General features: G+C 70.5%; 12 protein-coding genes. 7 read left to right on the top strand and 5 right to left on the bottom strand.

Annotated features, from left to right (window positions below; all coding sequences use genetic code 11):
• The first annotated feature begins 116 nt into the window (after positions 1 to 116).
• From ROTAS13_RS13140 to ROTAS13_RS13150, 3 genes are all read left to right on the top strand, one after another.
• Positions 117 to 1091, top strand: a complete 975-nt coding sequence (locus ROTAS13_RS13140; RefSeq protein WP_075822568.1) for a tripartite tricarboxylate transporter substrate binding protein — start codon at positions 117 to 119, stop codon at positions 1089 to 1091.
• A gap of 202 nt (positions 1092 to 1293) precedes the next feature.
• Positions 1294 to 2244 (top strand): aldo/keto reductase, encoded by a 951-nt coding sequence (locus ROTAS13_RS13145; protein WP_058390149.1) that lies wholly within the window; start codon positions 1294 to 1296, stop codon positions 2242 to 2244.
• A gap of 151 nt (positions 2245 to 2395) precedes the next feature.
• Positions 2396 to 2605 (top strand): hypothetical protein, encoded by a 210-nt coding sequence (locus ROTAS13_RS13150; protein ID WP_075822569.1) that lies wholly within the window; start codon positions 2396 to 2398, stop codon positions 2603 to 2605.
• A 40-nt stretch (positions 2606 to 2645) separates the two neighbouring features.
• Here ROTAS13_RS13150 and pcaG read toward each other — a convergent pair whose 3' ends face one another.
• Both pcaG and pcaH read right to left on the bottom strand, forming a co-directional pair.
• Positions 2646 to 3287, bottom strand: a complete 642-nt coding sequence (gene pcaG, locus ROTAS13_RS13155; RefSeq protein WP_019461837.1) for a protocatechuate 3,4-dioxygenase subunit alpha — start codon at positions 3285 to 3287, stop codon at positions 2646 to 2648.
• Between the two features lie 6 nt (positions 3288 to 3293).
• Positions 3294 to 3998, bottom strand: coding sequence for a protocatechuate 3,4-dioxygenase subunit beta (pcaH, locus tag ROTAS13_RS13160; protein ID WP_037250872.1), 705 nt, complete (start codon positions 3996 to 3998; stop codon positions 3294 to 3296).
• Between the two features lie 227 nt (positions 3999 to 4225).
• Between pcaH and ROTAS13_RS13165 the strand changes: the two genes are divergently transcribed.
• Together ROTAS13_RS13165 and ROTAS13_RS13170 are read left to right on the top strand one after the other, a co-directional pair.
• Positions 4226 to 5143, top strand: a complete 918-nt coding sequence (locus ROTAS13_RS13165; RefSeq protein WP_075822570.1) for a LysR family transcriptional regulator — start codon at positions 4226 to 4228, stop codon at positions 5141 to 5143.
• Between the two features lie 80 nt (positions 5144 to 5223).
• Entirely contained in the window at positions 5224 to 6915 is a 1692-nt protein-coding gene (locus ROTAS13_RS13170) for an ATP-binding protein (protein ID WP_058389091.1), read from the top strand.
• A gap of 81 nt (positions 6916 to 6996) precedes the next feature.
• Here ROTAS13_RS13170 and ROTAS13_RS13175 read toward each other — a convergent pair whose 3' ends face one another.
• Positions 6997 to 7323 (bottom strand): hypothetical protein, encoded by a 327-nt coding sequence (locus tag ROTAS13_RS13175; RefSeq protein WP_058389090.1) that lies wholly within the window; start codon positions 7321 to 7323, stop codon positions 6997 to 6999.
• A 127-nt stretch (positions 7324 to 7450) separates the two neighbouring features.
• Positions 7451 to 8347, bottom strand: coding sequence for a LysR family transcriptional regulator (locus tag ROTAS13_RS13180; protein WP_075822571.1), 897 nt, complete (start codon positions 8345 to 8347; stop codon positions 7451 to 7453).
• 99 nt (positions 8348 to 8446) lie between these two features.
• On the opposite strand from ROTAS13_RS13180, the gene ROTAS13_RS13185 reads away from it, so the two are divergent.
• Positions 8447 to 8896: a PACE efflux transporter gene (locus ROTAS13_RS13185; RefSeq protein WP_019461843.1), complete on the top strand. Its 450-nt coding sequence runs from the start codon at positions 8447 to 8449 to the stop codon at positions 8894 to 8896.
• Between the two features lie 47 nt (positions 8897 to 8943).
• Positions 8944 to 9363 carry a secondary thiamine-phosphate synthase enzyme YjbQ gene (locus tag ROTAS13_RS13190; protein WP_075822572.1) on the top strand — a complete coding sequence of 140 codons (420 nt, stop codon included), beginning with the start codon at positions 8944 to 8946 and terminating at the stop codon, positions 9361 to 9363.
• 36 nt (positions 9364 to 9399) lie between these two features.
• On the opposite strand, the gene ROTAS13_RS13195 is transcribed toward ROTAS13_RS13190, so the two are convergent.
• A complete protein-coding gene (locus tag ROTAS13_RS13195; protein ID WP_253187679.1) occupies positions 9400 to 9882 on the bottom strand; it encodes a 3-keto-5-aminohexanoate cleavage protein in 483 nt (160 codons plus the stop codon).
• Positions 9883 to 10019: the final 137 nt, after the last annotated feature.

Here is a 10019-nt window from a genome sequence, read left to right on the forward strand (position 1 = left end):
GCTGCCGGGCACCCTCCTCGGCCTCCCCCCGGGCACCCTCCCCGGGCACCCTCCCCCGGCTCTTGACCCGGCCGGGTGCCGGAGGCCTGTTGCGGGCTGGAGGAGGACACGTCCACATGATCCATCGCCGCAGCGCCTTGCGGGCCCTGGCCGCCCTCGGCCCCATCGCCGCCAGCCTGTCCCGCCCCGCCCGGGCCCAGGGCGCGCCGCCCCTGCATCTCGTGGTGCCCGCCCCGCCGGGCGGCCCGACCGACATCCTGGCCCGGGTCCTGGCGGAAGGCGTGCATCCGTCCCTGGGCCGCATCGTGGTGGTGGACAACAAGCCCGGTGCCGGCGGCGTGATCGGCAGCGAGGTCGTGGCCCGCGCCGCGCCCGACGGCAACACCATCGTGCTGGGCCACAACCAGACCCACGCCTCGAACCAGTGGATGATGCCGAACCTGCCCTACGACGTCCTCGAGAGCTTCACCCCCGTCGCGCGGCTGGGCACGGTCCACCATGCGCTGGTGGTCGGGGCGGACTCGCCCTCGCGCAGCCTGGCGGAGCTGATCGGGCGCGGGCGGCGGGAGGAGCTGAGCTATGCCTCATCCCAGGCCGGCTCCGCCTCGCATGTGATCAGCGAGACGCTGGTTCGGCGCACGGGGATGCGGGCGGTCCACGTGCCCTATCGCGGCGCCGCCCCGGCGGCGACCGACACGATGACCGGGGTTGTGGATTTCTACACCGCCACCTTCCCCTCGGTCGCGCCGCTGGTGCGCGACGGCAAGCTGCGCGCCCTGGCCATCGGCGCCCCGGCCCGCCTGCCGGACTTCCCCGACATCCCCACCGCCACCGAGGCCGGGCAGCCCGAGCCCTTCGTGGATGCCTGGTTCGGCCTCTTCGCACCGGCGCAGACCCCCGCACCCGTGGTGGAGCGGATCGCCGGGGCCATGCTCGGCGTGGTGCGGGACCCGGCGATGGGGGAGAAGCTGCGGAATGCCGGCTTCACCCTCGCCCCGCAGGGGCCGGGGGAATTCGCGGCCTTCCAGAAGCAGGAGGTCGCCCGCTGGCGGGAGATGGTGCGGCTGACCGGGGTGAAGCTGGAGGGCTGAACCCCCCGGCCCTGTGACCGGAAGCGGGCTGGCCAAGCCGGGCTGGCGGAGGGATGCTGGCTGTGCAGGCCCGGCGCAGCCGGTCGGAGCCATGCCCTCCCGGCCCCCGGGCATGCTCCCCTGCGGCCCGCGGGCTGGCCCCACCGCCGATGGCATCACGGGAACCCGGACGGGCGGGCCGCGACAACGGAAGGACAGGACCATGGAACGACGCCCGCTCGGCCGATCCGGCCTCACGCTCCCGCCTCTGGTCTTCGGCGGCAATGTCTTCGGCTGGACGGCGGACGAGACCACCTCCTTCCGCCTGCTCGACCGGCTGGTGGAGGCAGGATTCAACGCCATCGACACGGCCGACATCTATTCCCACTGGGCACCGGGCCATAGCGGGGGCGAATCCGAGAACGTCATCGGCCAGTGGCTGAAGCGGCGCGGCCGGCGCGACGACGTGCTGATCCTCACCAAGGTCGGCGGCGAGATGCCGGGCCAGGGCAAGGGCCTTGGCCGCGACTGGATCAGGAAGGAGGTGGAGCATTCGCTGAAGCGCCTGCGCACCGACTACATCGACCTCTACCAGTCGCATTTCGACGACCCCGGCACGCCGCTCGCCGAGACCATGGGCGCTTATGCCGAGCTGATCGCCGAGGGCAAGGTGCGGGCCGTGGGCGCCTCCAACTATTCCGCCGCGCGGCTGCGCGAGGCGCTGACCGCCGCCGCCGAGCTGGGCGTGCCGCGCTACGAGAGCCTGCAGCCGCACTACAACCTCGTGGAGCGCGAGGGGTTCGAGGAGGAGCTGCAGCCGCTCTGCTACGAGGAGGGGATCGGCGTGATCACCTATTTCTCGCTCGCCGCCGGCTTCCTCACCGGCAAGTACCGCAGCGAGGAGGATCTGGGGCAGAGCCCACGCGGCGGCGGCGTGAAGAAGTACCTGAACCCCCGGGGACTCGCCGTGCTGCGCGCCTTGGACGAGGTTTCCGCCCGCCATGGCGTCACCCAGGCGCAGGTCGCCATTGCCTGGCTGGCCAACCGCGGCGGCGTCACCGCCCCGATCGCCAGCGCCACCCGGCTGGAACAGCTGGAGGACCTGCTGAAGGCGGCCACGCTCAAGCTATCCGCCGAGGATACGGCGCTGCTCGACAAGGCCAGCGCGCCCTAGCGCCGGGCCGGGGAAGGCGCATGCCTCCCCCGGCTCCCTCTCCTCCGTCCAGGATGGGAGGATAGTCCCTTTAATGAGACGATTTTCAGTTATTGCTTCGAATCCTGGAACCATGCTCATCTTCGCTTCTGAGAGAAGCTGAAGAGAAACGATGCGTCTGGTCATTCGAACTCTCAATCAGGCGATCCTGACCCAGCAGAGGATTCACGACGAAGCCTTGCAGCAGGCTGGCTCCGCCCAGTTCGCGCATGTCCGAATGGCGTTCCACGACGTCGCGGAAGCGGCGATGCTGGCTATCCGCCACTTGCAGAACCGTCTCCTGGCGGCGAGCCGGCCGCTGTCGCACGACCGGCGGGAATGAGGGGGCGGCCGGCCCAGGAGGGGCCGGCCGCCTGGAGACCTCAGACGTCGAAGAAGACGGTCTCGTCCGCGCCGCCCTGCAGGCGGATGTCGAAGGTGTAGACCACCTTGCCGTCGCGCTCGGAACGCTGCGCGATCAGGGTCTTCCGGCGCTCCGCCTGCTCGACGATGTTGAGCACCGGGTCCTTCCTGTTCGCCTCCTCCTCGTCGGAGAAGTACATGCGCGTGCTCAGGCCGATATTGATGCCGCGCGCCGCGACCCAGAAGTTGACATGCGGCGCCATCTCGCCCCGCCCCGCGCGGCCGGCGACCTTGCCGGGCTTGATCGTCTCGAAGGTATAGACGCCGGTGTCGAAGGCCGTGCCGGTGCGGCCCCAGCCGCGGAAGGCCGGGTCCACCGGCTTGTCCTGCTGGTCGGCCTCATGGTCGTACTTGCCGGCGGCATTGGCCTGCCAGATCTCCAGCAGGATGTCCTTGCAGAGCGAACCCGTGCCGTCGATGACGCGGCCCTCGATGGTGATGCGCTCGCCCTGGGTCTCGGGCGTCACCAGCGTGTTGCTGAAGTCCTTCTCGAAGATGTCGAAGCCCGCCTGGTGCGGGATCAGCCCGATATGCACATAGGGGCCGGCGGTCTGGGACGGCGTTTCCTGGAGGAAGGAGGCCGGGGCGTTGACGTTGAACATGGGCGCTCAGTTCCCCTGCAGCTTGTTCTCGAACAGCGTGGAGCGCTGGCCGCGCAGGACGATGTCGAAGCGGTAGGCCAGGGAGTCCAGCGGCACGCCGGCATTCATGTCGAGGCGCGCGATCAGGCGGTCGCGGGCCGCCAGGTCCGGGACGGTGCCCAGGATCTGGTCGTGCGGGATCAGCGGATCGCCCTCGAAGTACATCTGGGTGATCAGACGCTGCGCGAAGCCGCTGCCGAAGAGCGAGAAGTGGATATGCGCCGGGCGCCAGCTGTTGACGTAGTTGCGGAAGGGATAGGCACCGGGCTTGACCGTGCGGAAGACGTAGTAGCCGTCCGCATCCGTCACGGTGCGGCCGCAGCCGCCGAAATTCGGGTCGATGGGGGCGAGGTAGGTGTCGTTCTTGTGGCGGTAGCGGCCGCCGGCATTGGCCTGCCAGAACTCCACCAGCGTGCCGCCGACGCCGCGGCCGTTCTCGTCCACCACGCGGCCATGGACGATGGTGCGCTCGCCGATCGGCTCGCCCGTCTTGGCGTAGTTCAGGATCAGGTCGTTATCCAGCTCGCCGATGTCGCCATGGCCGAAGACCGGGCCGGTCACCTCGGACAGCGAGTTCTGCAGCGAGACGAGAGGCATGCGCGGGGAGCGGGCGACGCTGGTCTTGTAGGTCGGCGTATAGGCCGGCGGATGGATGGCACGGTTGCGCATCATGAATTCCGGCGCCGCGGCGCGCCGCAGGCTGTCGCGGTTCAGCAATTGCTTATGGCCGTCGGGCATCGACGCCTCCCTGCTGGTTGCTTCTGTTCCGGGGCATTGACAGACCCCGCCGGTCGCCGTCGGCGGACGCCGGTCCAGGCCACAGGCTTGCACCCGTGGCGGCCGGGGATCAACGAGGCAGACTCGCGGAATCCATAAGTTATAAGTTATGAATGACCCGGATGACCAACCGCCGTTTCGAATGCTTCGTCGCCGCCGCCCGTGAGCTGCATATCGGGCGCGCCGCCGAGCGCCTCGGGATCGCGCAGCCTGCCCTCAGCCAGCAGATCCGGGCCCTGGAACAATCGGTGGGGGCGCGGCTGCTGCGCCGCGTCGGGCGCGGCATCGCGCTGACCGAGGCGGGGGCGGCCTTTCTGCCCGAAGCCGCGGCGGCGCTGGAGCAGGAGGCGCGGGCGGTGCATGTCGCCCGCCGCGCCGCCCGGGGCGAACTCGGCGAGATCAGCATCGGCTACGTGAACACCGCCATGCTGGGGCCGGAACTGCCCACCCTGCTCTCGGCCTTCCGCCGTTCCGTGCCCGATGCGCGGATCGACCTGCAGGAGATCTCGGTGCAGGACCAGCTGCCCGCACTGGAGCAGCGGCGCCTGGACCTGGCCGTGGTGCGGGAGCCGGTGGGCATCCTGCCGCCCGAATACCAGGCCCGGCCCTTCAGCCGCGACGCGCTTCTGGCGGCGGTGATGCCCTCCCTGGCGGAGCGCCTGCCCCGGCCGCTGCCGCTGGAGGCGCTGGCGGAGCAGCCCTTCATCGCCCTGCGCGACCCACAGGGCATGGGGCTGGGGCATCGGCTCTGGCAGCTCTGCCAGGGGGCCGGGTTTACGCCCCGGATCGAGTTGCGGGTGAACAACGCCACCAGCATCCTGGGGCTGGTGGCCGCCGGCTTCGGGGTCAGCCTGGTGCCGGCGGTCCTGCGGCGGATCGGAATGGCGGGGGTGGCGCTGCTGGAGCTGGAGGGGAGCGAGGCGCATACCGGCCTCGCCATCGTACACCGCCCGGCCGACATCTCCCCCCTGAAGCTGCGCTTCCTGGCCCATCTGCCACCGGGTGGGGAGGGTTTTCCACAACCGGAAGTCATTGTTTAACGCGGACTGAATCAACCCTCGATACGCTTAGCCTTGTTGTGTATGATGCGACGCAGCAACCATAGGTGGACAGGGCTGAGATGAGCACCATCACGAGGCTGCGGGTCGGCAACGAAGACTTTCTTGTCGCGGCGATGATCGAGCGGTGCCCGAAGTCGATGATGATCCGGGAACTGCTGCAGAACGCGCTGGAGGCCGCCCAGAGCGCGCCGGACGGGGAGCGGCGGGTGGAATTCTCGGCCCTGACGGTCGATGGGGCGCGCAAGCTGGCCCTGTGGAATGCCGGACGGGGGCTGACCGCGGCGGAACTCTACCGGATGTGCGACATCGCCGCCTCGATCAACAAGGTGAACGGGCTCGACGCCAATTTCGGCATGGGTGCCAAGGTGGCCTCCCTGCCCTCCAACCAGCATGGGATGCGCTATCGCTCCTGCCGCGACGGGGTGGTGCATGAGGTGGTGCTGGGCAAGCGGGGCGGCACCTATGGCCGCCTGCACCAGCCCGCCCCGGACGGCCGCCTGACCGAGATCGTCGAGGTCACCGGACTGGCCCGGGCCGAGGGGCGGGACACCGCGAGCGACTGGACCGAGGTGGTTCTGCTCGGCAACCGGGCGGAGCAGGACACCGTGGCCGATCCCTTCGACGGCCATCCGCGCAGCCCGGCCAACTGGCTCATCGAGACCATCGGCGGCCGCTATTTCCGCTTCCTGCCCGGCGGCAGCGTGCTGCTGCAGCCCGGCATCCATCCGGTCACCGCCAGCTATGCGCTCCGCAGCCTGGAGCAGCGGCTCGCCGCCCTGCCGCACTACGAGCGCGTGGCGCTGCCGGATGGCGTCGTGATCCACTATGCCTACGACGCCCCGCATCCGGACAAGCCGGGGGCCAACCTCAGCCAGCCCTCCGGCCTGGAGAATGCGGAAGGCATGGCCGGCATCGTCTTCCGCGACGAGATCTTCGCGGTGATGCGCGGCGCCCAGTGGCGGCGCGAGGCGCCGAGCTTCGGCGTGCCGGTGGGCGCGCGGCATGTCTCCATCCTGGTGGAGCTGCCTTCGGACCATCCGGTGCAGGCGGAAGGCTATCGCGAGTTCCTGCGCTACCGCGGCGGCGCGCAGGCGCAGGTGCGGCTGGCCGATCTCGCCCCCCTCATCGCCGAGCACCAGCCGGGCTGGCTGAAGGAGATCCTGGCCGGCAGTTCGCCCTCCGCCGCCCTGGTGGCCGAGGCGCAGCAGGAGATGGGGGAGCTGCTGCGGAGCCTGGGCGTCGCGCGCCGCCGCCCGCCCCGCCCGCGCACGGAGGACATGCCGCCCCCCGCGACGCCGGTGGCGCCGCCGGCCCCTCGCCCGGTGGTGATCGAGACCGCGCCCGCCCTGTTCCTGCTGCGCGGTGCCGCCGAGGTGGCCGATGCCGGGCTGACCTTCCGCGCCGCCTGCTACTATCCGGAAAGCCACCAGCTCCACATCAACCTGACCTATCCGGCGGTGGCGGTGATGGCCTCCATGCTGACCGGCAGCGAGGACAGCGAGGAGGTCGCCCCGGCGGTGCAGGCCGCCGCGACCGAGATCGCCGAGCGCAGCATGGTCATGCGGGTGGCACGCGCACTGGTCCATGGACTGGCCAAGCGCGGGCGCCCGCGCGAATGGAACGATGGGCAGTTGCGGGTGCTGCTGTCCGCGGAAAGCCTGACGTTGGCGGCCGACGATGTGCATGCCGGCTTCACCGAGGCGCAGGAGAGCTTCCGCCAGAGCGTGCTGGCCGTCCCCATGGCGGAATAGCGATCCGTACCGATCCCCGGGGATATCCCCGGGGGCACCGAGGGTCTGGCCGGACCTGCCGTGCCAGTCCAGTGGTGCTGCTCAGTGATGCTGCGTCCCGTGCTCCGCGTTCCGGCGCCGGGTTTCCGCGGCCTTCTTCGCGGAGGCGGAGCGCTCGCTGGCCGGGCGGGAGGCCGAGGCTTCGCCGCCCAGATGGCCGCCCTTGTGCGACGGTTCATGCGAGACGGCGTGGCCACGCCCCGAACCGCTCTTCTTGCCGCCGCCATCCTGCTTGTTCACCGTGGCCCAGGCCCGCGCCTCGGCCTCCTTCTCCGGTACGCCGCGGTGCTCGTAGCTCTCCTCGATATGTTCGGCTTGGCGCTTCTGCTTGTCCGTATAGGCGTCCTTGCCGCCACGTCCCGTTGCCATCCCGCATCTCCCTGCATCCGGCGGCCCGATGAGCTCCGCCCGGCGGGGAAACGTGCCGGCGGCCGGATGGCTGCGCCTCCCGCGCAGGCGGCGATCCCGTCCGGGCCGCCCGGCGGCCGGAAGCCGTTCAGGCTGGGGCCCGCGCCCCGATGCGTTCCGCCGCCAGCCTTTGCCGCAGCCAGGCGGCGGCGGGGCCGGAGGGGCGCTGCTTGTGCCAGACCATCTCCAGCGCCACGGGCCAGTCGCCGCGATCGAACTGGAGCTCCGGCGTGACGAGGTCCGGCGCCGCCGGGGAGGCGGCGATCACGTGGTCGGAGGCGAAGGCCCAGCCGATGCCGTGCTTCACGAATTCCAGGATCACCCAGTGGCTTTCCACCCACCAGACCTCGGCAGCAACGCGGAGGCGGCTCTTCTCCCGGCTCTCGCTGCGGGTGGCGAGCATGATCTGGCGGTGGCGCTTCAGCTCCTCCCATTCCACCCGCTCCTTGGCCAGCGGGTGGTCGCGGCCGCAGACCAGCTTCAGCGGCACCCAGCCCAGCGTGTGGAAGCCCAGCTCGGTCGGCAGCACCTCCGGCCGCCACTGGATGCCGAGATCGGCCTTTCCCTCCTGCACGAGCTGGCTGACATCCTCCATCAGCGAGAACAGGATCTCCAGCTCCACGGAAGGGAAATGCCGGGCGAAGTCGGCGAAGAGGCTGCCGAGCGCGTTTTCCGGATAGAGTTCGTCGATGGCCAGGACCAGCCGGTCCTCCACCGCTTCCTCCAGGCTGCGCGCCACGCCGATCAGGTGCTCCCGACGCTCCAGCACCACCCGCGCCTCCTGCAGCAGCCGCTGCCCGGCACGGGTCAGGCTCGGGTTGCGGCCCTCTCGGCGGAAGAGTTCCAGCCCGAGATCTGCTTCCAGATTGGCGACATGGGTGCTGACCACCGACTGCGCCCGGCGCAGCTTCCGGGCGGCGGCGGAGAAGGAGCCGGTCTCGGCGGCGGCCACGAAGGCCTGGAGCTGGTCGAGGGAAACACTCATGGCTTCAACCTATCGTCCAGAACGATGGCAGCCAACTTTTCCATGGCAGGAAAGGCGATAGAAACCCCGCAACAACGCCAGTCGCACAAAGGGTCCTCCATGCGCAGCACAGCGGATCGCATCCGTCACACCATCCTGTTCGAGATTGTCGGCCTCGCCCTGGTCCTGCCGCTGGGCTCGTGGCTCTTCGGCCTGTCGGTCGAGAAGATGGGGGTCATCGGCGTCGGCAGCGTCTTCGCGGCCGCGCTCTGGAACTATCTCTACAACCTGGGTTTCGACCGGGCGATGCTGGCCCTGCGGGGCCGGGTGGAGAAGACGCTGCCGCTGCGCGTCCTGCACGCCATCCTGTTCGAGGCCGGGCTGCTGGTGGCGCTGCTGCCGGCCATCGCCTGGTATCTCGGGATCAGCCTGGTGGAGGCCTTCGTCATGGATATCGCGATCGCGGGCTTCTATGTGGCCTATGCCTTCGTCTTCAATCTCGCCTATGACCGCATCTTCCCGATCCCGGAGCGGCGGGCGCAGGCAACGGGCCAGCCGGCCCGGGCCTGATCCTCTTCTCCCGGGGCGATCCGCTCCAGTCCTCCAAGGCCGGTGACATGCGGCAGGCCCTCCATACGCTCCTGGTCGAGACCCCCGGCGCCGGGCTGGTCGAGATCACCGCCGCCATCCGCCGCTGGGTGGCGGGCCAGGGGATCGGGACCGGGCTTCTCACCCTCTGGTGCCGGCACACCTCCGCTTCGCTGCTGGTGCAGGAGAATGCCTCGCCCGATGCGCGGGAAGACCTGGAGGCCTTCTTCCGGCGGATCGCGCCCGAGGCGCGGGGCCTGTACCGGCATGACGACGAGGGGCCCGACGACATGCCGGCGCATCTGCGCGCCGCGCTGACGCAGACCCAGCTTTCCGTGCCGGTCGCCGATGGGAGGCCGGTCCTGGGCGCCTGGCAGGGGATCTACCTGTTCGAGCACCGCGCGGCGCCGCACCGGCGGGAGATGGTGCTGCACCTGATCGGGGAGTGAGCCCCGGCCGCCGGCGGCGATGGTCCGGGGCCGGTGTCACGCCCGCCGGGCGGCGCGGGCCAACCCGGCCCGGATCAGCGCCACATTGCCGTCGGCCCGCCGCCCGTCCGGCAGATCCGTCCCGTCCTCCAGGCCCAGCCGGGCCATCAGCCCCAGCTCGGCGGCGAGGTCGAAGCAGGGCCAGACGGAACGTCCTTCACCGTGCAACTGGCGCTCCGCCCCATGCCCCGCGGCGTCCAGCCGGCCCAGGATGGCTTTCGCCAGCGGCACGGCCTGGTCCGGCGGCAGGTCCGGGACCTCGACCAGCACCCGCCGGCAGCCCCGGTCCAGCGCCAGGAAGCGCTCCGCGTCCTGGACCGAGGCCAGCCCCGCCTCCACCCCGATGCCCGAGGCATGCAGGGCATCGATCACCGCCGGGGCGTCGGGTTCGGAAAGGTTGATGGAAGCCTCCTCGGGACGGCCCTCGCCCAGCAGCGCCCAGGAGGCGATCATGGCGCGCCGGCGGGCATCGTCGCCCATGATCCAGCCGCCGGTGGAGACCGAGACCGGCAGGCCGGACAGCCGCGCCGCCATCACCGCGCCGCGGATGACCTCGGGGGCCAGGCTCTCCACCAGCCTGTCTCTTGATCACATCTACGCACAGCTCCACCGTAAGG

The sequence above is a fragment of the Roseomonas sp. TAS13 genome (assembly GCF_001950415.1).
Lineage (GTDB): Bacteria > Pseudomonadota > Alphaproteobacteria > Acetobacterales > Acetobacteraceae > Roseomonas > Roseomonas mucosa.

Excerpts from the sequence above, each read along its gene's own strand:
- ROTAS13_RS13140 (WP_075822568.1), top strand. The coding sequence starts at position 117 with ATGATCCATCGCCGCAGCGCCTTGCGGGCCCTGGCCGCCCTCGGCCCC.
- ROTAS13_RS13145 (WP_058390149.1), top strand. The coding sequence starts at position 1,294 with ATGGAACGACGCCCGCTCGGCCGATCCGGCCTCACGCTCCCGCCTCTG.
- ROTAS13_RS13150 (WP_075822569.1), top strand. The coding sequence starts at position 2,396 with ATGCGTCTGGTCATTCGAACTCTCAATCAGGCGATCCTGACCCAGCAG.
- pcaG (WP_019461837.1), bottom strand. The coding sequence starts at position 3,287 with ATGTTCAACGTCAACGCCCCGGCCTCCTTCCTCCAGGAAACGCCGTCC.
- pcaH (WP_037250872.1), bottom strand. The coding sequence starts at position 3,998 with ATGATGCGCAACCGTGCCATCCATCCGCCGGCCTATACGCCGACCTAC.
- ROTAS13_RS13165 (WP_075822570.1), top strand. The coding sequence starts at position 4,226 with ATGACCAACCGCCGTTTCGAATGCTTCGTCGCCGCCGCCCGTGAGCTG.
- ROTAS13_RS13170 (WP_058389091.1), top strand. The coding sequence starts at position 5,224 with ATGAGCACCATCACGAGGCTGCGGGTCGGCAACGAAGACTTTCTTGTC.
- ROTAS13_RS13175 (WP_058389090.1), bottom strand. The coding sequence starts at position 7,323 with ATGGCAACGGGACGTGGCGGCAAGGACGCCTATACGGACAAGCAGAAG.
- ROTAS13_RS13180 (WP_075822571.1), bottom strand. The coding sequence starts at position 8,347 with ATGAGTGTTTCCCTCGACCAGCTCCAGGCCTTCGTGGCCGCCGCCGAG.
- ROTAS13_RS13185 (WP_019461843.1), top strand. The coding sequence starts at position 8,447 with ATGCGCAGCACAGCGGATCGCATCCGTCACACCATCCTGTTCGAGATT.
- ROTAS13_RS13190 (WP_075822572.1), top strand. The coding sequence starts at position 8,944 with ATGCGGCAGGCCCTCCATACGCTCCTGGTCGAGACCCCCGGCGCCGGG.
- ROTAS13_RS13195 (WP_253187679.1), bottom strand. The coding sequence starts at position 9,882 with ATGGGCGACGATGCCCGCCGGCGCGCCATGATCGCCTCCTGGGCGCTG.